Origin of the sequence: Acinetobacter sp. YH12251 (genome assembly GCF_013417465.1) — a bacterium.
Classification (GTDB): domain Bacteria; phylum Pseudomonadota; class Gammaproteobacteria; order Pseudomonadales; family Moraxellaceae; genus Acinetobacter; species Acinetobacter amyesii.
The window spans coordinates 35,148-57,999 of record NZ_VPDZ01000015.1; the positions used below are offsets into that span (position 1 = coordinate 35,148).

General features: G+C 39.8%; 19 protein-coding genes. 16 read left to right on the plus strand and 3 right to left on the minus strand.

Annotated features, from left to right (window positions below; genetic code table 11):
- Positions 1 to 122 precede the first annotated feature (122 nt).
- The 16 genes from tviB to galE all read left to right on the plus strand — a co-directional run bounded on the left by tviB (position 123) and on the right by galE (position 18,199).
- Positions 123 to 1,421: a Vi polysaccharide biosynthesis UDP-N-acetylglucosamine C-6 dehydrogenase TviB gene (gene tviB, locus FTV27_RS13335; RefSeq protein WP_180078965.1), complete on the plus strand. Its 1,299-nt coding sequence runs from the start codon at positions 123 to 125 to the stop codon at positions 1,419 to 1,421.
- Between the two features lie 28 nt (positions 1,422 to 1,449).
- Entirely contained in the window at positions 1,450 to 2,400 is a 951-nt protein-coding gene (locus FTV27_RS13340; RefSeq protein ID WP_180078966.1) for a Gfo/Idh/MocA family protein, read from the plus strand.
- On the plus strand, positions 2,397 to 2,978 hold the full coding sequence (wbpD, locus tag FTV27_RS13345) for a UDP-2-acetamido-3-amino-2,3-dideoxy-D-glucuronate N-acetyltransferase (protein ID WP_168407453.1): 582 nt from the start codon (positions 2,397 to 2,399) through the stop codon (positions 2,976 to 2,978). The genes FTV27_RS13340 and wbpD overlap by 4 nt, the downstream gene beginning before the upstream one ends.
- A gap of 2 nt (positions 2,979 to 2,980) precedes the next feature.
- On the plus strand, positions 2,981 to 4,066 hold the full coding sequence (locus FTV27_RS13350; protein WP_180078967.1) for a DegT/DnrJ/EryC1/StrS aminotransferase family protein: 1,086 nt from the start codon (positions 2,981 to 2,983) through the stop codon (positions 4,064 to 4,066).
- A gap of 3 nt (positions 4,067 to 4,069) precedes the next feature.
- On the plus strand, positions 4,070 to 5,356 hold the full coding sequence (locus FTV27_RS13355; protein WP_180078968.1) for an oligosaccharide flippase family protein: 1,287 nt from the start codon (positions 4,070 to 4,072) through the stop codon (positions 5,354 to 5,356).
- A gap of 43 nt (positions 5,357 to 5,399) precedes the next feature.
- Positions 5,400 to 6,620 (plus strand): hypothetical protein, encoded by a 1,221-nt coding sequence (locus tag FTV27_RS13360; protein ID WP_180078969.1) that lies wholly within the window; start codon positions 5,400 to 5,402, stop codon positions 6,618 to 6,620.
- A 10-nt stretch (positions 6,621 to 6,630) separates the two neighbouring features.
- Positions 6,631 to 7,728 (plus strand): glycosyltransferase family 4 protein, encoded by a 1,098-nt coding sequence (locus tag FTV27_RS13365; RefSeq protein ID WP_180078970.1) that lies wholly within the window; start codon positions 6,631 to 6,633, stop codon positions 7,726 to 7,728.
- Between the two features lie 6 nt (positions 7,729 to 7,734).
- Positions 7,735 to 8,868: a glycosyltransferase family 4 protein gene (locus tag FTV27_RS13370; protein WP_180078971.1), complete on the plus strand. Its 1,134-nt coding sequence runs from the start codon at positions 7,735 to 7,737 to the stop codon at positions 8,866 to 8,868.
- Positions 8,869 to 9,471, plus strand: coding sequence for a sugar transferase (locus FTV27_RS13375; RefSeq protein WP_180078972.1), 603 nt, complete (start codon positions 8,869 to 8,871; stop codon positions 9,469 to 9,471). It begins immediately after the preceding gene.
- The gene (locus FTV27_RS13380; protein WP_180078973.1) at positions 9,461 to 10,126 is read left to right on the plus strand and encodes an acetyltransferase; all 666 of its coding nucleotides are present in this window, start codon (positions 9,461 to 9,463) and stop codon (positions 10,124 to 10,126) included. The genes FTV27_RS13375 and FTV27_RS13380 overlap by 11 nt, the downstream gene beginning before the upstream one ends.
- A 40-nt stretch (positions 10,127 to 10,166) precedes the next feature.
- Positions 10,167 to 11,336, plus strand: a complete 1,170-nt coding sequence (locus tag FTV27_RS13385) for a DegT/DnrJ/EryC1/StrS aminotransferase family protein (RefSeq protein ID WP_180078974.1) — start codon at positions 10,167 to 10,169, stop codon at positions 11,334 to 11,336.
- 140 nt (positions 11,337 to 11,476) lie between these two features.
- Positions 11,477 to 13,351, plus strand: coding sequence for a nucleoside-diphosphate sugar epimerase/dehydratase (locus FTV27_RS13390; protein ID WP_180078975.1), 1,875 nt, complete (start codon positions 11,477 to 11,479; stop codon positions 13,349 to 13,351).
- A 24-nt stretch (positions 13,352 to 13,375) separates the two neighbouring features.
- Positions 13,376 to 14,251 carry a UTP--glucose-1-phosphate uridylyltransferase GalU gene (galU, locus tag FTV27_RS13395; protein WP_180078976.1) on the plus strand — a complete coding sequence of 292 codons (876 nt, stop codon included), beginning with the start codon at positions 13,376 to 13,378 and terminating at the stop codon, positions 14,249 to 14,251.
- 18 nt (positions 14,252 to 14,269) lie between these two features.
- Complete coding sequence (locus tag FTV27_RS13400; protein WP_160255779.1) at positions 14,270 to 15,526, plus strand: nucleotide sugar dehydrogenase; 1,257 nt, start codon at positions 14,270 to 14,272, stop codon at positions 15,524 to 15,526.
- Positions 15,526 to 17,190: a glucose-6-phosphate isomerase gene (pgi, locus tag FTV27_RS13405; RefSeq protein WP_180078977.1), complete on the plus strand. Its 1,665-nt coding sequence runs from the start codon at positions 15,526 to 15,528 to the stop codon at positions 17,188 to 17,190. Before FTV27_RS13400 ends, pgi begins: the two co-directional genes overlap by 1 nt.
- The gene (galE, locus tag FTV27_RS13410; RefSeq protein ID WP_168382163.1) at positions 17,183 to 18,199 is read left to right on the plus strand and encodes a UDP-glucose 4-epimerase GalE; all 1,017 of its coding nucleotides are present in this window, start codon (positions 17,183 to 17,185) and stop codon (positions 18,197 to 18,199) included. The genes pgi and galE overlap by 8 nt, the downstream gene beginning before the upstream one ends.
- A gap of 57 nt (positions 18,200 to 18,256) precedes the next feature.
- Here galE and FTV27_RS13415 read toward each other — a convergent pair whose 3' ends face one another.
- The 3 genes from FTV27_RS13415 to FTV27_RS13425 all read right to left on the minus strand — a co-directional run bounded on the left by FTV27_RS13415 (position 18,257) and on the right by FTV27_RS13425 (position 22,839).
- Positions 18,257 to 19,627: a phosphomannomutase CpsG gene (locus FTV27_RS13415; protein ID WP_180078978.1), complete on the minus strand. Its 1,371-nt coding sequence runs from the start codon at positions 19,625 to 19,627 to the stop codon at positions 18,257 to 18,259.
- 88 nt (positions 19,628 to 19,715) lie between these two features.
- Entirely contained in the window at positions 19,716 to 21,305 is a 1,590-nt protein-coding gene (locus tag FTV27_RS13420) for a Tn7-like element transposition protein TnsE (protein ID WP_180078979.1), read from the minus strand.
- Positions 21,298 to 22,839, minus strand: a complete 1,542-nt coding sequence (locus tag FTV27_RS13425) for a TnsD family Tn7-like transposition protein (protein WP_180041275.1) — start codon at positions 22,837 to 22,839, stop codon at positions 21,298 to 21,300. Before FTV27_RS13425 ends, FTV27_RS13420 begins: the two co-directional genes overlap by 8 nt.
- Positions 22,840 to 22,852 lie beyond the last annotated feature (13 nt).

Below are 22,852 nucleotides of genomic sequence, written 5' to 3' on the forward strand. Positions count from 1 at the left end.
ACAAAAGGAAGCATTTTAGATTTTTTGGCTAAAAATCATAACAGAACGTTCATGATTTTCTGTTAACATTCCCGCCGAAAGATTTACTCTTCATAAGTATAGTATATAAATAAGGCGTTAAAATGCTAAAGCTCTCTGACCTGAAAATTGCCGTAATTGGTTTAGGCTATGTTGGTTTGCCACTTGCCGTGGAATTTGGAAAAAAGGTTCCGGTAATTGGATTTGATATTCACAAAAAACGGATTGAAGAATTACAAAGTGGTCAAGACCATACTCTAGAAGTATCACCAGAAGAGCTGCAACAGGCGAATCACCTTTCCTATTCAGCCAATTTGGATGATTTAAAAAGCTGCAACTTTTTTATTGTGACGGTTCCGACCCCCGTTGATCATGTCAATAGACCTGATTTAACCCCTTTACAAAAGGCCAGCGAAACGATTGGTCAGGTATTAAACCCAGGCGATATTGTGGTGTATGAGTCTACTGTGTACCCGGGTGCGACTGAAGAGGTTTGTATTCCTGTTTTAGAGAAAATGTCGGGCTTAAAACTTAACCAGGATTTTTTTGCCGGTTATAGCCCAGAGCGAATTAATCCGGGTGATAAAGTCAACACCCTGACTAAAATTAAAAAAATTACCTCAGGTTCTACCCCAGAAATCGCTGAGCTGGTAGATCAGGTCTATAGCAGTATTATTACTGCAGGTACACATAAAGCTTCGAGTATTAAAGTCGCAGAAGCAGCAAAAGTCATTGAAAATACCCAACGTGACTTAAATATTGCCTTGGTGAATGAGTTATCGGTTATTTTTGATCGGCTTGGTATTGATACTTTAGATGTGCTAGAAGCCGCAGGCAGTAAGTGGAACTTTTTGCCATTCCGTCCAGGCTTGGTTGGTGGGCATTGTATTGGCGTCGATCCCTACTATTTAACCCATAAAGCTGAAGAAGTGGGTTACCATCCACAGGTGATTTTGGCCGGGCGTCGTATTAATGACAATATGGCACGTTATGTGGCGCGTAATACAATTAAACATATGCTTAAAAATGGTATTGATGTTCCGCGTGCAAAAATTGGTGTATTAGGGATTACCTTTAAAGAGAATTGTCCAGATATCCGTAATAGCAAGGTTGAAGACCTGATTAAAGAGTTTCAAACCTGGGGTGCACAGGTTGTGGTCTGTGATCCATGGGCAGATGCAGAAGAAGTACGACAAGAGTATGGGGTGGAGCTTTCAATTATTGATGCAGAGCATCCTGTAGACAGCTTGGTTGTTGCTGTCGGACATAATGAGTTCCGCCATCTTAGCCCCGAGCAGCTACGTAGCTATGTAAATAATCCTAAACCTGTGATTGCTGATGTCAAAAGTCTGTTTAACCGTGATGAACTAACAGCACAAGGTTTTACTGTATTCCGTCTTTAACATAAATTAATCAATTGTAGTGAACAACATGAAAAAATTTGCCCTTATTGGTGCTGCAGGATATATCGCACCACGTCACTTAAAAGCAATTAAAGAAACAGGTAATACTTTAGCCGTTGCTATGGATGTGAATGACTCTGTTGGAATTATGGATAGTCATTTCCCTGAAGCCGAGTTTTTTACTGAATTTGAAGAGTTTGAGGCTTATGTAGAAGATCAAAAACTTAAAGGTGAAAAGCTGGATTATGTTGCGATTTGTTCACCAAACTATCTACATGCACCTCATATGAAATATGCCTTAAAAAATGGCATAGATGTGATTTGTGAAAAACCATTGGTACTTAATTCAGAAGATTTAAATCTGTTATCTGAATATGAAAAACAATATGGCGCAAAAGTAAACTCGATTTTGCAGTTACGTTTACATCCTTCAATTATTGCATTACGTGATAAAGTCCAAGCTGCGCCAGCAGATAAAATTTTTGATGTAGATTTAACTTATCTTACGTCACGGGGTAAGTGGTATTTAAAATCATGGAAAGGTGTTGATAATAAATCGGGTGGTGTAGCAACCAATATTGGTGTGCACTTTTATGACATGCTGCATTTTATTTTTGGCAAAATTATGAAAAATGAAGTGCATTATCGTGATGAAAAAACAGCATCGGGTTATTTGGAATATGAACGTGCCCGTGTGCGCTGGTTCTTGTCGATTGATGCCAATAATTTACCTGAAAATGCTGTACAGGGCGAGAAACTGACGTATCGTAGTATTACCATTGAAAATGAAGAGCTTGAATTTTCAGGTGGTTTTACAGATTTACATACCCAAAGTTACCAGCGTATTTTGGAAGGTAAAGGCTATGGGGTAGAAGAAAACCGTGCTGCGATTGAAACCGTTGAAGTTATTCGTGTTGCACCTGTAGTTGAGCAGCCAGAAAATCCACATCCATTATTGGCAAAGGTGAAATCTGTATGAGTTTTTATCAACACGAAAGCGCCATTGTAGATGCAGGTGCACAAATTGGTGAAGGTTCACGAGTCTGGCATTTTGTACATGTATGTGGTGGTGCAAAAATTGGCCGTGGCGTTTCATTGGGGCAGAATGTTTTTGTGGGCAATAAGGTCGTAATTGGCGACTATTGCAAAGTACAAAATAATGTGTCGGTTTATGACAATGTCACCCTTGAAGAAGGGGTGTTTTGTGGGCCGAGCATGGTATTTACCAATGTATATAACCCTCGCTCACTCATTGAGCGTAAAGATGAATACCGTAATACGCTTGTGAAAAAGGGTGCAACATTGGGTGCTAATTGCACTATTGTTTGCGGTGTTACGATTGGTGAGTATTCATTTGTCGGAGCTGGTGCGGTAATTAATAAAGACGTACCGGCGTATGCATTGATGGTAGGTGTTCCTGCAAAACAAATTGGTTGGATGAGTGAGTTCGGTGAACAGTTAGATTTACCGTTAACCGGTAATGCAGAATCTGTGTGTTCACATACAGGTGCGATATACCGATTGTCTGGTAGCACTGTAATCAAAGAACAGGCATAAAAATGATTGAATTTATTGATTTAAAAGCTCAGCAAGCTCGTTTAAAAGATAAGATTGAAGCGGGTATTCAAAATGTATTAACCCATGGTCAATATATTTTAGGTCCTGAGGTAAAAGAGTTAGAAGAAAAACTTGCTGCTTATGTAGGTGCAAAATACTGTATTACTTGTGCCAATGGCACAGATGCTTTGCAGATTGTGCAAATGGCATTTGGAATTGGTCCGGGTGATGAAGTAATTACGCCAGGATTTACCTACATTGCAACGGCAGAAACAGTCGCAATATTAGGTGCGACACCTGTATATGTAGATGTAAACCCTAAAACATATAATCTGGATGTAGGAAAGCTCGAAGCGGCTATTACACCCCGTACTAAAGCGATTATTCCTGTCAGTTTATATGGCCAATGTGCTGACTTTGATGCCATTAACGCGATTGCTGCTAAACATAATATTCCAGTGATTGAAGATGCTGCGCAAAGTTTTGGTGCAACTTACAAGGGGCGTAAAAGCTGTAATTTAAGTACTGTAGCTTGTACAAGCTTTTTCCCAAGTAAGCCTTTGGGCTGCTATGGAGATGGTGGAGCGATCTTTACCAATGATGATGAGTTGGCAAAAGTGATTCGTCAAATTGCGCGTCATGGTCAAGACCGACGTTATCATCACATTCGTGTAGGTATGAATAGTCGTTTAGATACTTTACAAGCTGCGATTCTTTTACCAAAACTTGAAATTTTGGATGAAGAAATGCAAGCACGTCAGCGTGTTGCTGAAAACTATACCAAGCTGTTTAATGAAGCGGGTATAGATACTACGCCATGTATTGAAGTACATAATCAGAGTGCTTGGGCGCAATATACGATTCAGGTAGATCACCGTAATGAAGTTCAGGAAAAGCTGAAAGCTCAAGGTATTCCAACTGCGGTGCATTATCCAATTCCGCTAAATAAGCAGCCAGCTGTAGCAGATGCAAATGCAGTATTACCTGTCGGTGATGCAATTGCTGAACGTGTAATGAGCTTACCGATGCACCCTTATTTAAATGTTTATGCTCAAAAAAAAATCGTTGCAGCGCTGTTGAGAAATTAAGTTGTGAAAAGCCTTGTTGGTAAAATTAATGCAAAATTGAATGCACAAGGAGGCTTTTTAAAAGCTGTATCAATTCTCGTGGGTGGTACAGCCTTTGCTCAAGGTATAGCACTACTTGCTTTGCCAATCTTAACACGGCTATATAGTCCTGAAGAGTTTTCTTTATTTGCTATCTATACATCTTTATTACTAACTTTATCTGTAGCAAGTTGTTTACGTTTCGAAATAGCTATTCCTATATCGGAAAATAATAATGAAGCAATTCATTTAGTTTTATTAGCTTTATTGAGTAACCTCATAATTAGTTTACTAATAGGTCTGATTATTTGGATATTTCACTCAAATATTATTTTACTTTTAAAGCAGCCAAGCTTTACGAATTTGATTTGGTTGGTACCTATAGGTGTCTTTTTTTCAGGTCTATATAATACATTACAATATTGGGCCACTAGAAAGAAACAATTTTCTGTTATTGCTAAAAGTCGTATGGTGCAATCCATTAGTGGTATATCTGTGCAATTTGTAATGGGTGTAATGGGATTTGCAGCATTAGGTTTGATCATTGGTCAAATTATCAAAGTTTCAGCAGGAATTTGGCATTTAGTAATAAATTTTTGGAGTGAGGCCAGTAGAGTAATTCAAGGAGCTAAGATATATCAATTAAAACAAACATTTAAGAAGAATAATCAGTTTCCAAAATATTCTGCTTTAGAAGCCTTAGCGAACTCAGCAGCCATACAATTACCTATTATCATTATTGCTGCTTTTGCAGTAGATGCTGAAGCTGGTTTCTTGATGCTAGCAATGCAAATTATGGCAATACCGTTAGGATTTATTGGACGAGCTGTTGCTCAAGTTTATTTAGCATATGCACCAGAAAAGTATAGTGCAGGGGAGTTAGGTCAATATACTTATCAATGTATTTTTAAGTTAATGAAAATTGGAGTTATTCCACTAATAATTATCTGTTCTTTTGCATCCAATATAATACCATTTATATTTGGTGAAGAGTGGCAGAGGACTGGTGAAATGATGTTTTGGATGTTTCCTTGGTATGTAATGCAACTTATTTCTTCACCGGTTTCTATGTCTCTTCATATAGTTGGTCAGCAGAAGTTAGCACTTCTACTACAACTTTTTGGACTTTTATTAAGAGTTGGTGGCATAATTTTAATCGGTATTTTTTTAGGAAAATATTTGTTTGAGTTTTATTTGCTATCTAGTTTTTTATTTTATTTTATTTATATAGTTATAATTTTTATTATAATAAAAAAAATAGAAGAAAAATAAAATGAGTTATTTAGCTGAAATTTTTATTTGAGGTGTGCTAATAATGAAGGTGAAAAATATACTAGAAAGCTACTATTTTATTTTTATTTTTATTTTTATTTTGGGGTGTTTCTCTCAGATATATTTTACTTTAGTATTTTATCATGAGTTTTTTAAAAATTTATTTCTAATTTTAATGGTTTTTTTGTCTATAGTTTGTTTGTTTATGATTTTTACAATCAATAAATTTGTAGTTAATAAGGGTTTTTTATTTATTTTTTCCTTTATAGGTTTTGTTGTTATTTCATTATTTTTTCAATTTCTTTTTTTGCCAAACAAGGTGGATAGAGATGGTGTTTATGCTCTAAACCATGCATTAACTACAGGGGTTTCTGGTGTTGCATGGATTATTATGGGTGCTGCTTTAAGCTTTTGTTGTCAAAGTGTGAGAAGAAATAATTATATAGGTTTTTTATTGATAGCCATTATGTTTTTGGTTTTATTTCCTTTAATTAGCAGTGGTGGGATTAATTATTGGGAATTAAGTAAAGAAAATGAAGGGATGAAATTAACACATTTAACAATTGCAATATATAGTTCGATAATTTTATTGCTAGCCAATGCTTTTATTTTTAGATATGAAGTAGTGGCCTTAGTCTTTTCAGTTATAATATTATTTATATTAGGGGGGAGGAGTGATCTAATTATATTCTTTTTGACATTTATTGTTTATTGGGTTATTTCTGGAAAATTAAAAATTTCACATTTTTTTGTTTTATTACCTGTTTTTGTTTTCTTACCCATTTTAGCTTTTTATTTTGGGCTTTTAGATGGTATTGAATGGGGAGGGTTTGAAAATTTAGTAAAAATTACAGAAGATGAATCTTTTGTGGCTAGATTAATATTGATGAAACATTCTTTTGCAAATCTCCCAGAGCAAATTCTATTTGGGAATCCAAATCTATTATTGTTAGATAATGTTGAAATTCCTGCTTTATATAATACGATTGGAGCAAATTTTCATAATATTTTGGGGTTTTGGCAGTACTATGGTTTTATTGTTTGGCTTTTATGTGTTGTATATATTTTTTACACTATAACTATTTTGCCAAAGTATTTAAATACTCCTAACCTTGACTTTGTTAATAAGTTTGGTATTCTTCTTTTTGTATTTACCACTTTATCTGTTGTTTTAACAAAATCAATGACTTTTTATTTATTTTGGATGTCATTAGGGTTTTGGAGTGTTAAATTTTTTGAAAAAATAGATAAATTAGTTGAATAAAGGTTTTATTGTGAAAGTTTTACATAGTGCAAGTATGTTGTCATTCTCTCCAGGTATATACAAACAAATGTCTTGGGAGAATGAATCATCTCTTAAAATGCATATAAACTTTACTTCTAAAATATTTTGTCCTGTGGGTGTATATCCAGATAGCGAAATTATAGAGTTTGCGAGTTTTAAAAAGCCAAAAAATATAATAGAAAAATTTATATATTGGATTAAATTAAAATATGAGTATTATAACTGGTTGTCTGAACAGCAAAATAAATTTGATATAATTTTATTGCGATATAGTGTTCATGATCCGTTTTTATTGAAATTTCTTAAGGAAGCTAAAATCCCTATCTATTTAGTCCATCATACCTTGGAGCTTCCTGAGTTAAGAAGTTTTAATACTGTAGGGAAAATTCGTGGCTTCTTAGAGGAAAAAATTGGTGGTAAATGTATTGATGAAAGCTATGGAATAATTTGCGTAACAAATGAAATTAAAAAATTTGAAATTTCTAGACTTTCAAAGGCTAATGTTAATAAGCCTACCTATATATATCCTAATGGAATTCTATTAAAAAACAATACAAGCTTAAGTGATAAAAGAGAAGATATACCCGAGTTGCTATTTGTAGCTAGTTATTTTTTTGACTGGCATGGTCTTGATCTAATTTTAAAAGATATTATTAATAATAATGATGATTTTATTTTACATATTATTGGTAGAGTTGATGATTGGCAAAAAGATATCATTAAAGTAGACTCTAGAGTGAGATTTCATGGATTAAAAAGTACTAAAGAAATACAAGAAATTGCAGAAAGATGTTGGGTAGGATTGTCTTCTTTTTCGTTAGATAGGAAAGGGATGACGGAAGCTTGTACTTTAAAGGTAAGAGAATACTTAAGTATGGGGTTGCCTGTATATGCTGGCCATAAAGATGTTTTTTTAGAAGATTTTAGCTACTATATGTTTGGTAGTCCAAAGATAGATTTTATTTTGGCATATGCTAAAAAAATGAGAAATATTAATCGTATTGAGATAAGGAGTGAAGCAAATGAACTTATTAATAAGGAAATATTGCTTTTGAATTTATATAGTTATTTAGGTAAAAAAGATTAATAGCATATGTCAAAAATTGTATTAATTGGAACAGTAGCTTCAAGCATTTATGGTTTTCGAAAAGATTTTATTCTTTCTTTACAGAAACAGGGACATATTGTTTATGCTTTCATATCTGAATATAAAGATATAAAAGAAATAGAAAAAATTAAAGACTTAGGTGTAGAAGTAGTGATGTATAGTTTAAATCGGAGTGGTTTAAATCCTATTTCAGATATTATTTCAACTTATCAGTTAGTAAAAAAAATAGAAAATATAGCTCCTGATATAGTTTTTTCTTATTTTTCGAAACCTGTTATTTTTGGTACTTTAGCTGCAAAATTAGCTAAAGTGCCACGTATTGTTGGTATGCTTGAGGGTTTAGGCTATACTTTTACGGAACAACCTAGAGGCTTGAATAAAAAAACACAACTAATTAAAAAAATTCAGGTTTTTTTGTATAGAATAGCTTTGCCACAACTTGATCAACTTATTTTTTTGAATCCTGACGATCCAAAAGACTTATTACAACAATATGGAATTAAAGTAAAAAAGGTAGAAGTTTTGGGTGGAATAGGTTTAAATTTAGAAAATTATAAATATTCTGAAAATTTTAATTCGGATATATCCTTTATTTTTGTTGCAAGACTATTGGCTGAGAAAGGAGTTCATGATTATATAAGAGCCGCTAAAATTGTAAAATCAAAATATCCTGGTATTAAATTTACTGTATTAGGTGCAATTGATAAATCAGCTTTAGGTAGTCTTAAAGAGGAGGAGTTACAAGACCTAATAAAAGCTAACATTATTGAATATCCTGGATATGTTAATAATGTTGCTGATTGGATAGAGCAAGCAAGTGTATTTGTATTACCCTCGTATTACCGTGAAGGCGTACCACGAAGTACTCAAGAAGCAATGGCTATGGGGCGCCCTGTTATTACAACAGATGTTCCAGGTTGTCGAGAAACTGTAATTGATGGCATTAATGGCTTTTTAGTTCCTAAATGGAATTCTAACGCCTTGGCAGAAAAGATGATTTACTTTGTTGAGCATCCTGAAATAATTAGTGTTATGGGTGCCGAAAGCCATAAAATAGCAGTTGAAAAGTTCGATGCAGAGAAAGTTAATCAAAGATTAATGAGAATTTTAGGTCTATAAATGTTAAAACGCTTACTTGATATTATCATTGCTTCTGTAGCTCTGATTTTACTTTCTCCTTTATATTTATATGTCGCCTATAAAGTACGTAAAAATCTAGGATCACCGGTTATTTTTCGTCAGGTTCGTCCGGGTTTAAATGGTAAACCTTTTGAAATGATTAAATTTCGTACTATGACGGATGAGCGAGATGCTCAGGGTAATTTATTACCCAACGAACAACGTTTGCCAAAATTTGGAAAAATGCTGCGTGCAACAAGCCTAGATGAAATGCCAGAGCTTTGGAATGTGATTAAAGGTGATATGAGTATTGTTGGACCCCGACCATTACTCATGGATTATTTGCCATTATATAATGAAGAGCAAGCGAAGCGTCATAATGTACGTCCAGGCATGACCGGTTATGCTCAGGTAAATGGAAGAAACTCTATCAGTTGGGAAGAAAAATTTAAGCTTGATACATGGTATGTCGAAAACCGTTCCACTTGGCTTGATTTTAAAATTATGTTTCAAACAGTAAAAAAAGTTTTGATTAAAGAAGGTATTAATCAATCTGAGGAAGTAACCATGACTCGTTTTACTGGAAACAAAGATGAACAGTAATAAAATATTGTATGCTATTTATGGGGCAAGTGGCTTTGGTCGTGGTGTTATGCCTTTAGCTAGAAAACAATTGAGTCATCTAGCTGCACAAGATTATGAACTTGTATTTATTGATGATGGCGAAAACAGCGCCTTTATCAATGGCCATAAAGTATATAACTTTGAGGAATTTACAGAGTTACCTGCTCAGGAAAAATATGTTGCTATTGCAATAGCCAATAGTAAAATCCGAGAAAAGCTTGTCTTAAAGCTTGATTTATTAGGCATTAAAGCTTGGTCTATTTATGCAGATACAATGATTATGATGGATGAGGTAAATATAGGTGAGGGGGCTGTTTTATGCAACCATGTGCACTTTACCTCAAATATTCAAATTGGTAAGTATTTTCATGCCAATTATTTTAGTTATGTCGCGCATGACTGTGTGATTGGTGACTATGTCACTTTTGCCCCTGGTGTAAAGTGTAATGGCAATATTCATATTGAAGACCATGCCTATATTGGAAGTGGTGCTGTCATTAAGCAGGGTACCCCAGACCAACCGCTAGTTATTGGTAAAGGAGCTGTGGTGGGTATGGGAGCTGTTGTCACAAAAAGCGTACCACCCGGTGTAACTGTTATTGGCAACCCAGCGCGTATACTTGAAAAGAAGTAGTTTTTAATATTTAAAGAATCAGATTATTCCAGGATAAACCATGCTAAATACTGCCTTTGAACCATGGCCAAGCTTTACTCAACAGGAAGCAGATGCCGTATCTCAAGTATTGCTCTCGAACAAAGTAAATTACTGGACCGGGCAGGAATGTCGTGAATTTGAAAAAGAATTTGCCCGCTTTGCAGGGACTCAATATGCAGTGGCGCTGGCCAATGGTACAGTGGCGCTAGATGTTGCGCTTAAGGCATTAGGCATAGGCACTGGGGATGATGTGATTGTTACTTCACGTACATTCTTAGCATCTGCCAGCTCGATTGTGACTGCCGGGGCCAACCCGGTTTTTGCCGATGTAGAGCTCGATTCACAAAACATTTCTGCCCGTACCATTGAAGCGGTACTGACTCCAAATACCAAAGCCATTATTTGTGTGCATCTGGCCGGCTGGATGTGTGATATGGACCCGATTATGCAACTGGCAAAAGAAAAGGGTCTGTATGTGATTGAAGACTGTGCCCAAGCGCATGGTGCCATGTACAAAGGCAAGCCTGCCGGATCAATTGGACATATTGGTGCATGGTCGTTCTGTCAGGACAAAATTATGACTACCGGTGGCGAAGGTGGTATGGTCACCACCAATGATGAACAGCTCTGGAAAAAAATGTGGTCGTACAAAGACCATGGTAAAAATTACGACAGCATTTATCACAAACAGCACCCACCAGGGTTTCGCTGGTTACACGACTCTTTTGGCACCAACTGGCGCATGATGGAAATGCAAGCAGTGATTGGACGTATTCAATTACAGCGGATGCCAGAATGGACGCAAAAACGCACCGAGTATGCTCAACGTATTTTGAAGGCATTTCAGGACAGTCCTTATTTTAGTGTGCATTATCCGAACAGTGATTATGTCCATGCCAACTATAAGTGCTATGTACAGGTCAATACGGCACAGTTGCCAGAAGGTTGGTCACGTGACCGGATTATGGCGGAAATCAATGCACTGGGCGTGCCTTGCTTTAGCGGTTCCTGCTCAGAAGTGTATTTAGAACATGCATTTGATGGTACGCCATGGCGACCCGCCCAGCGTCTAGCCAATGCCCAGCAACTGGGTGAAAGCAGCCTGATGTTCCTGGTGCATCCAACCTTATCGGAAGATAATATTCGCACAACTGAACAGGCCATTGCTCAGGTGATTCAGCGTATATAATTCAATATACGCTACAATAATGTCATATAAAAAATGCATCAACTGATGCATTTTACAAACTGAGTTTAATTTGCAGTTTAATCATTCCAATATTAATAATTGAACTGAGCTGTACTATTCCTATTGAGAAGACACATCAAGTGAAATCCGTCATCCTACCTCTTGTCGAATCCCCCCGTGCTGCCAAATTGGCTTTTCTGGTCATTCTGGATTTCTGTGTATTTCCAGTCCTAATCTGGCTGTGTTATGCCATTCGTCAGTTTGACCTTGGTGCAGAGGTGGTGCCGAATATTCCGTTTGGTTCACTGTGGGTCAGTGCAATTGCGGTTATCCTGCTGTTTGTGTTCGGGGTGTATCGCTTTATTGTACGTACCTACAATGAAGTATTTATGGTCAAACTTGGTCTGGCGACCTTTCTGGCGGTGGCGGGACTCTATGCCTTGGCCTATTTAACAGATGCTTTTATTCCAACCTCAATTCCGCTGATGTTCGGCTTTATGATGTTCGCCTGGGTGTGGTTTAGCCGTGGGATCATCCGTTTTATTGTCCGTTCTTATGTGCAGGCGGGTATCCCAAAAAAACGCATCGCGATTTATGGGGCAGGTAATGCCGGTCAGCAGGTGGCCGCGACCTTAAACCGCTCTAATGAACATTTACCCATTTTCTTTATTGATGATAATCCGTCTTTAAGCGGACAGAATATCGGCGGTATTGATGTCTATTTGCCGGAAACAGCACTTAAATGTTTTGGCAAATTGCGGATTGATGAAATTTTAATTGCCCTACCCTCTGTGGGGCGTAGCCGCAAAAGTGAAATTGTTAAATTTCTGGAACCGGCACATTTAAAAATTACTGAAATTCCGGGCCTGACCAAACTGGTGGATGGTGAAATTCGCGTCTCCGATATTCAGGAAGTCGATATTATTGACTTGCTGGGGCGTGATCCGGTGCCGCCTGTAGCAGAGCTGCTGGAAAAAAATATTAAAGACAAAGTGGTGATGGTTACAGGTGCTGGTGGTTCAATTGGTTCCGAATTATGCCGTCAGATTATTAAAAACCAGCCACAGAAACTGGTGATTTATGAGCTGACCGAATTTGCCCTGTACAGCATTGATAAAGAGCTGCGTCTGGCATCAAATATCGAAATTATTCCGATTCTGGGTACGGTCCTGGATCAGGCTAAACTGGAACGGATTATTGAACAATATGCGGTGCAGACGGTCTATCATGCGGCGGCGTATAAGCATGTACCGCTGGTAGAATGTAACCCGATTGCCGGCCTGAAAAATAATGCAATTGGTACCGCTTTTAGTTTAAATGCAGCCGTCAAAAATGGCGTTGAAACCTTTGTGCTGATTTCAACCGACAAAGCGGTACGTCCGACCAATGTCATGGGTGCATCAAAACGTATGGCCGAGCTGTACTGTCAGGCCATGGCGGAAGCGCAGGATCAGACCCAGATCAGTATTGTACGTTTTGGGAACGTGCTTGGTTCATCGGGGTCTGTGGTGCCATTATTTAAACAGCAGATTGCCAAGGGCGGCCCGATTACTGTGACCCATCCGGATGTGACCCGTTTCTTTATGACTATTCCCGAAGCTTCACAGCTGGTAATTCAGGCCGGTGCCTTGGGTCATGGTGGCGATGTGTTCCTGCTGGATATGGGCGAGCCGGTACGGATTCAGGACCTGGCCCGTCAGATGATTGCGCTCAGTGGCCTGAAAGTTCGTGAAGCCGATAGTCAGGACGGCGATATTGAAATCCAGTACTCCGGTTTACGTCCTGGTGAAAAACTTTACGAAGAATTACTGATTGATGCTGATAATACCGAAGTGACGCAACACAGCCGGATTTTGCGTTCTTATGAAAAAATGTATCCTCTGGATGAGTTATTGCAGGTTTTTGAGCGCTTTAATGAGTTAACCGCAGTGCAATCGGATATTGATTGGGCATTAAGCCAGCTGGAGCACTATGTTGATGGCTATCAACGTGGTAAAGAAGTCAAAGTAAATTAAAATATTGAGATCAGGTTAAAGTATATGATTAAGAAGGCGATTTTACCTGTTGCAGGTTTGGGTACCCGTTTTTTACCAGCCAGTAAATCTATTCCCAAAGAAATGGTGACGGTGGTCGATCGTCCAGCGATTGAATATGTGGTGCGTGAAGCGGTTGCTGCCGGTATTGAACAGATTATTCTGGTCACGCATTCTTCCAAAGCGTCAATTGAAAACTACTTTGACCGTAACTTTGAACTGGAAACCACATTAGAGCAGAAGCAAAAGTGGGATTTGCTAAAAGAAATTACCGAAATTTTACCGCCACAAGTCAGCGTGGTTAGTGTGCGTCAGCCACAGCCACTGGGCCTGGGTCATGCGGTGCTGTGTGCCAAAGATATTGTCGGTGATGAGGCTTTTGCGGTATTACTGCCAGATGTGCTGGTCAAAGATCAGGCAGAAAAAAATGATCTGGCCTTGATGATTGAACGTTTTAATGCCACACAGGCGACGCAGATTATGGTTGAGGCTGTGCCGGAGCATCTGGTTGATCAGTATGGCATTGTGGATGTTGCTGCTGTGCCCGCAGAAGGCCAGAGTGCGGCCATGCAGGGCATTGTCGAGAAACCGGCGGTCGGTACTGCACCTTCTAATCTTTCCGTAATCGGGCGTTATGTATTGCCAGCCAAAATTATGCAGCTGTTGGCCACCACACCGAAAGGGGCCGGGAATGAAATCCAGCTGACTGATGCCATTGCTGCATTACAGCAGCTGGAAACCGTCGAAGCCTACCGCATGAAAGGCCAGACCTTTGATTGCGGCAGCAAACTGGGTTACTTAAAGGCGGTCTTGCATTACGGGGTGGACCATCCAAGTTTAGGTACAGCATTTAAACAGTTGATTCAAGAGCTTAAAGACTAATACGGGGCAGAGGTCAGCATGAAGGTTGCAGTTTTTGGTCGAACGCTTTATGCCGGGGTGATGGCGGCGCTATTGGCAGAATGTGGGCACAAGGTCTACTGGTGTGACATTTTCCAGCAAGATAGCCCGGAAGCGCCTGATTTTCAGGATGAGGCAGTCAACCGGCTGCTGCAGCAGCAACATGCGCAAGGTTTTCTGCATTACTGTAGCCTGAAAGAGCTGGGTCTGGAGATGGATGTTTATCTGTTTAGCCTGAATCCGGCAGAAGAGCCGCTGCTGATTGAACTGTTGCAGCAGCTCCAGCAGCGCCCGATCATTCATCCGAAACTGATGATCAATGCCTCGACCCTCGGCTTGCAGGGTACGGCACGTTTGAAACAGCTATTACCTGAAGATGACTGGGTGTATTTGCCGGATATGAGTCAGGAAGGTAATGCGCTGGCCAGTATCACCCAGGCGGAGCAGCTGACCGTGGGTTGTATGAACCCGCAGGTACAGAGCAAAGTGCAAGAGTTTTTACGTCCACTATTTCCACGCAAGCAGCAATATCTGTTTATGCCGGTGCTGGATGCAGAATTTACTAAGCTGAGTATTTCCGGCATGCTGGCAACCCGGATCAGTTATATCAATGACTTGGCTGTGGTGGCCGAAAAACTGGGCATTGATATTGAGCATGTGCGTCAGGGCATGGCCGCCGATAGCCGGATTGGCGCGTCCTATATGTATCCGGGCGCCGGTTTTGGCGGAGAAAACTTCTCGCATGATGTTTTAACCCTAGCCAATACCGTTTCAACCACCGGGGTCAAGAGCCAGCTTTTGGCCCAGGTCTGGGAAATTAACGAGCAGCAAAAAGAGCTGCTGTTTCGCAAACTGTGGAACTATTATCAGGGTGATTTAAAAGGCAAAACCATTGCCATCTGGGGTGCAGCCTTTAAGGAAAATACCTCACGCGTACACCATTCACCGATTCACGCCATGCTCAAGGCGTTATGGGCACAAGGGCTCACGGTTAAATTACACGATCCGCAGGCCTTGCCGGAAATTCAGGCATTGTATGGCGAACGCGATGATCTGATCTTGTGTCAGGACCAGTATGAAGCCGTCAAAGACAGCCATGCGCTGTGCCTGTTAACCGCCTGGAAACATTACTGGAGTCCGGACTATAAAACCCTGCTCAACAGTATGCAGCATCCACTAATTCTAGATGGACGTAATATCTATGATCCGCAATTTGTCAAAGCGCAAGGCTTTGCCTATATGGGAGTAGGACGCTAATGAGCAGTTCAGCAGCGGTACATACGCGTGATTCACTGTTATTGCAGTTACAGACTTTAAAAAATCATTTTGAACAGCGCCATTTAACCGATTTATTTGCACAGGATGCGCAGCGTTTTGAACACTTTTCTGTAGGTTTAAAATCGCTGGTTTTTGATTATAGCAAGCAGCGTATTGATGCCGAGGTGCTGGCACAGCTGATTCGCTTTGCTGAAGCACATGACTTATCGGGCTGGATCAACACCCTGTTTTCCACCGATACGATTAACTATACCGAACAGCGTGCAGCGATGCATTGGGCGCTGCGTTTGCCGGAACAGGACAGTACTCATCCGGAACTGGCGCAGCAGGTACAAACCCAGCTACAGCGTATGTATCAGCTGGTGGAAAAAATTCATGCCGGACAATGCCGCGGTGCGACCGGTGAAGTAATTCAGGATGTGGTCAATATTGGCGTTGGCGGTTCGGACTTGGGGCCTTTGATGGCGACTCAGGCACTGTCTGATTTTAAACATCCAAGTGCCAAGCCGTTGAGCGTACATTTTGTTTCGACCATGGATGGCAGCCAGCTCTCAGATTTACTGCACAAGCTGCGTCCGGAAACCACGCTGTTTATTATTTCCTCCAAGTCTTTTGGTACCATTGATACCTTGTCCAATGCACAAACCGTCCGTTTATGGCTGGAAAAAGCCTTGGGCAAACAGGCCCGTGTATTACAGCATCATTTTGTTGGGGTCTCGACCAAGCCCGATAAAATGACCGCATGGGGCATCGCGCCAGAAAACCAGTTCCTGCTGTGGGATTGGGTCGGAGGCCGTTATTCACTCTGGTCCTGTATCGGCTTGCCAATTGCGCTGATTATTGGCGTGGAAGGTTTTAAAGCCTTTCTGGCCGGGGCCTATGCGGTGGATCAGCATTTCCAGACCGCGCCATTTGCACAGAATATTCCGGTGTTGATGGGCTTATTGGGTATCTGGAACAATAATTTTCTGGATATTCAGACCCATGCGGTTTTGCCCTATGATGGCCGCTTAAAATATTTTGCCTCTTATCTGCAGCAGCTAGAGATGGAATCGAATGGTAAATCGATTCAGCGCAGTGGCGAAGCGGTCGAACTGGATACCTGTCCAATTGTTTGGGGAGAAGTCGGACCGAATGCCCAGCATGCGTTTTATCAGCTGCTGCATCAGGGCACACAGGCGGTCAGCTGTGATTTTATTGCCCCAGTCAAACGCTACAATGCCAACCAGTTTACCTATGCAGAAAGTGCAGAGGCGCTGGTCGAGCAGCACCATCTGGCCCTGTCTAACTGTCTGGCACAATCACGCTTACTGGCTTTTGGTAATCAGGCGCTAGATCAGGCCGAGCTGGGCAGTCTGCCACCGTATAAGCAATATGCCGGTAATCAGCCGAGTTCAACCTTTTTAATCCAGGAATTAAATCCATATAGCTTGGGGATGCTGATTGCCTTGTATGAGCATAAGGTGTTTGTCCAGTCGGTGATCTGGAATATTAACCCCTTTGATCAGTGGGGCGTGGAAAAGGGTAAGGAAATTGCCAATCAGCTGTTGCCAATTTTAAATGGCCAGCAGCAGGATGTATCGGCACTGGATGCTTCGACACAGGGTTTATTACATATTTTATTAGGAAAATCAGATGGCTAATATTCTGGTCACCGGTGGCGCCGGTTATATTGGTTCGCATACCTGTCTGGAGCTGCTCAATGCCGGGCATCAGGTGGTGGTGCTGGATAATTTGTCGAACAGTTCGGCAGAATCATTACAACGGGTACAAGCCCTCACCCAGAAAAGTCTCCATTTTATTGAAGGTGATATTCGGGATGGTGCCGGTCTGGATCAGCTGTTCCAGCAGCACAAGATTGATGCGGTGATTCATTTTGCCGGTCTTAAAGCGGTGGGGGAAAGTCAGCAAATTCCACTGGCTTATTTTGAGCATAATATTGCGGGTTCTATCAGTCTGGCGCAGGCAATGCAGCGCGCAGGGGTGTTTAAACTGGTCTTTAGTTCCTCTGCAACGGTGTATGATGAAGCTAATACCTCTCCTTTAAATGAAGAAATGCCAACGGGGATGCCAAGCAACAATTATGGCTATACCAAACTGATTATTGAACAGTTATTGGAAAAACTGGCAGTTGCTGATGAGCGCTGGTCAATTGCCTTATTACGTTATTTTAATCCGGTTGGTGCGCATAAAAGTGGCCAGATTGGTGAAGATCCGCAAGGCATTCCAAATAACCTGATGCCTTATGTGACCCAGGTGGCTGTCGGTCGTCGTGAAAAGCTTTCAATCTTTGGTAGCGATTACGATACCGTCGATGGCACAGGCGTCCGCGATTATATCCATGTGGTGGACCTGGCCAATGCACACTTATGCGCACTGAATAACCGTTTAAATGCCCAGGGCTGTCGTGCCTGGAATATTGGAACCGGAAACGGGATTTCCGTGTTACAGGTGAAAAATACCTTTGAACAGGTCAATGGGGTACAGATTCCATTTGAACTGGCGCCACGCCGGGCGGGCGATGTGGCAACCTCTTTTGCAGACAATCGGCGTGCTATTGCCGAGCTAGGCTGGCAACCGCAGTATGGTCTGGAAGATATGCTGGCCGATAGCTGGAACTGGCAAAAACAGAATCCAAATGGCTATCGTTAAGTAGGTTCAGATCCTCGTACAATAAAAAAATGGAGCATTTATGCTCCATTTTTTATGTTAAGCCTGAATCAAACGGGTCAATTCATCGACATAGTCTTGCATTGGTTTGGGTTGCTGGTCACGGCGGCTTTCAATATTCAAACGTAACAAAGGCTCGGTATTGGAGGCACGCACATTAAAACGCCAGGCGCCAAAATCCAGACTTACGCCATCGGTCTGATCAATGGCCGGGTTCTGATCGGCATAGTGCTCAAAGATCTTTTGAATGGTGGCTTGGGTATCCGCCACTTTAAAATTAATTTCACCTGAGCATGGGAACTTGGCAATCATCTCTTCAACCAGACTTGATAAAGATTGACCGGTTTCAGACAGTACCGCAATCGCCAGTAACCACGGAATCATGCCGCTATCACAATAGGCAAAGTCACGGAAATAGTGGTGGGCACTCATCTCCCCGCCATAAACCGCATTGTGCTCACGCATCACATCTTTAATAAAAGCATGTCCAGATTTGGACTGAATTGCTTCACCCTGATACTGTTCCACCACATCAAAAGTGTTCCAGACCAGACGCGGATCATGCACAATTTTTTCACCGGACTGTTTCAACAAGAAGGCTTGGGCTAACAGACCCACGATGTAATAGCCTTCAATAAACTGGCCTTTTTCATCAAACAGGAAGCAGCGGTCAAAGTCGCCATCCCAGGCAATGCCCAGATCTGCACCATGCGCCAGTACTGCCTCGCGGGTGCTGTCGCGGTTTTCTACCAGAATTGGATTTGGAATGCCATTCGGGAATGTACCATCTGCTTCATGATGAATTTTGACAAACTCCACCGGAACATTCAGGGCCTTGAATTTATCTTCAATTGCATCAATCACATGACCGGCAGCACCATTGCCGGCATTCACCACCAGCTTCATTGGGCGAATCTTGGCCGGATCAATATAGGTCATCAGATGATCTACAAATTCTGGCAGAATATTGTAGGATTGCGTGGTTCCTTTGACTGCAACTTCGGTAAATGTACCGGCTTCGGCTAAGGCCTGAATTTCTTTTAAGCCAGTATCGGCACTGATTGGACGTGCATTTTCGCGGACCAATTTCATGCCGTTATAGTCCATCGGGTTGTGGCTTGCCGTGATTTCGATCCCACCTTGAACATCTAGATGAAAGGCACCGAAATAGACTTCTTCAGTCCCCGTCATACCTAAATCTAATACATCAACACCCGCATCATTCAGACCTTTGATGGTGGCTTGTTTTAAATCTTCACTGCTGAGACGGATGTCGCAGCCCACAACCACTGTTTTAGGTTGATAAATTTGCCCATAGGCACGGCCAATTTTATAAGCAATCTCTTCATTGAGTTCTGTACCAAGTTTGCCGCGAATGTCATAGGCTTTAAAACAAGTAAGTTGTGTCATCTAAATTCTCGAAATAATTCCTGCGAAGTAAGGAAGGTATGATTATAGAAGGAAAATCGCTCCTATATGCCAAGATACTGTTTAACCTTTATATTGATTTTACCTTTGCTAAGATTCGTTGAGCCCAGTCAGCGTAATAATTTACATCTTCTAGTTGTTTCTGTTTAGAAGGATGATTAATTGTAGTAAAGGCAGTAATACCTCTTATCTCAGATAGAAACTTTTTAGGCCAACTGAGTGATTGAGACAGTATCGAATTGTTTAATATATCCAAATCTGTCTCAATTAATCGTTGAGTTTTTTCTTCATATGGGAGTAATAAGGTGGAGATATTTTTTTTACCATCTGAAGTATCAATTTCACACAAATAAAATTGATGGTTATTTTCTATATTAAAAATTTTATAGACATAAAAGTAGCGTAATTGATTGTTTGCAAACTTATGGCCTCTGAAACGTTTATATATTTTAAAAGGTGAGTTCTTGATTTCTTTGGTTTTATATCCCTTTTCTTCAATTTGCTCCAATAGTTTAATCAAGTCTTTATAAGTGACTCGCTCTAGTTGAATTTCTGATTCTGTTGTAAATCCAGACACTGTACCCTCTATATCTCCTTCTCCACCAGCAAATCCTTCTTCTTGATTTTGATCTTTATCCATTTGCTTTCGTCTTTTACGTACTACAGTTTTAGCAGGAGGTGTCTCTAAAGAAATTTTTAATTCTTCAATTGTATAAATTTCTCCAGGTAGGTTTCTTAGCTTGGCCAGTAGTTTATCGATATCTGCCTCAGCATTTTTATTCAATTTCTCTTTAGGTTGACTCGCTGGTTTTGGTTTGTTTGAACCTTGCCCTTGAGCATTTTTGACCTGTTGTATGATTTTTTTTGAAGTGAAATGAAATTGAATAGGACGGTTGATAGCTGTATCAAGATTTTTGAAAGATGTAATGCGCTCAATTCTGTAAATACCTGTTTCTTTATCATAAATTCCATCTACTGTTAGATCAATTTTTTTAAGATCAGGCACTTCCATGTCAAAATTAAAACTTTTAGCGCCTTTTTGATCAATAATTGTTTTCTGATAAATACTAAGGAAGGCTTTATTTAAATCAGGCTGTAATAAAATTAAAGCGAGCTTCTTCAAAAAATGAGGATCAGAGACATCTGCGTTCATAATTTTTTTGTTTTTTGCTATATTAATATGAATAGCCTTTTCATCATTTCTATCCACTAAAACATCGGTTGAATAATTTTCTGCAAAAAGTGCCGCCCGAATTAAATAAGGATGAGAGAAAAATAAATCGCGGGCCAAGATAAGCTTAGGTATTTGAATAGTAATATTTTTCTTTAAAACTGTTGAGTAGTAATTAAATTCAAAACATATCCGGCCTTCATGTATTTTTTGATCCTCACCCTCCGGTAAAATAATAGTTCTAAATGTTGTGAAATTTACATGTTCAAGTGTGTGAGTGAATAATTTTGTAGGAGAGGCATCAATTTGGGTTCTATAGCGGTATAGAAGAACACTCTCAATCGGTAATTTAAGTTGAATAGGACGGTTAATAATAGGGTTAAACAAATGAGTATCAATATCAAACCGAGTTTGACCGCGTCGACTAATTTTTGTCGCAGTATAGTAAATCATCTCTTTTGGTAAAAAGTCGGTTGAACAATCACTCATTTTTTATTTCTTCCCAAATATTATTAAAAAATCGACGTGCTTCTGGCGTTAATCGCTGCTCACTTAATCCTGATACACGTAAAAAAACACTCGGTGGATAGTATTTATTCTCAGTTTGTTGACGAATATATGTTCGTGTCAGACGACGTATTTGATAACAATCCACCGACTCAGCGTAGCGCTCCAAAAATGCTTTGGTCAACGGCAGAAAATGCCAGTTTTTTTCAATTAGGCTGACATGCCCAAGTTGTTTAATTAAAAACTTTTTGGTCCATTGTGGGGAGTCTAAGTCTTCTAATAATTCATCACGTATTTTAATCAATTGTTTCATAAACTGACGATCCCGAATACTCCAATCGACACGTGGTTTGGGTAGAGAGAGTGGTGTCATGATAGCGGTTTGATTGATTTGTAACAGCCAATCTTTATGATTGCGATATAAACGTGCGTACAGTGCACCATCATGTTTACGAGCTAGTTTGACTGACATATCCTGAATCAATTGTATCCATTTCAGTTGATCATCTGACAGGACTTGGTAAGTCTTGTGTTTTACAGTGACAGGAATGGCTTGTTCCTCTATACCTACTGTCGCTAGATCCAAATACTGTTGGTATGTATAAATAGGACTTTGTTCGGGAACAAGTGCCTTTAATACGATGAGATGCTCAAGATAAGAAAATGCTTTACGATGTTTTCTACAGATATTCTTGAGCCAGCAGTTCTCAGAGCTCAGATCACCTAATTGATAATATTGAAGAAAACTTTCGCCCCAATAATCGACAACAAGCTGACGGACTTTTTCGTAATTGATATTTTTTTGACCTGACAGTAAGTCTCTGTCTTTCAATAGATTGAAGTAGGCATTTGATAAAATCGAAACATCTTGTACTGCATTATGGCTAGATTGAATAAGTAGATCCTCGATTATTTTTGCTAACTCTAGATGACGCTTTAAGTCTTGTGAATTAATAAAAAGTTGTGAGGAGTCAATAAGGACATTTAAATGAGCATTATAAAATCTTCGGTCTAGCCCATTGCAAGGAACAGAGCTGACAAAAAGGGCAGATTCATGCTTTATACAATATTCATATCCTGTAATCTGCCAGCTACGTTTCCAATACACTTCACCATATTGTTCCATCTGTTCTTGCCAACAATGCGGACAGAACCGAAAAAAATTCACAGATTTGATTCGCGACGCATTTTTTCCCAACTTGGTATGTAATGATTGATACTGTTCACCCTGTAATACATGTACAGCATAACGCATCACTGTATCAGGTTGAAATGGTTGATAAATTGGTAATAAGGTGTGGTGGTTGATTAAATAGAGTGCATCATAGCAATCGGGTAAATAACTAGCCAATTTTCCTATATGAGATGGTAAATCGTAAGTTGGCGTCAAATTTCTATTATTGAATAATTCTTCAGTAAGGTATTTGGGACTTAAAATTCCATTGTGAATAGCATAACGTGCAATCACGCTGTAAATTAACTCATCTGGATATGGTATTGGAAAATTTGAAATCATAATACACTTACTC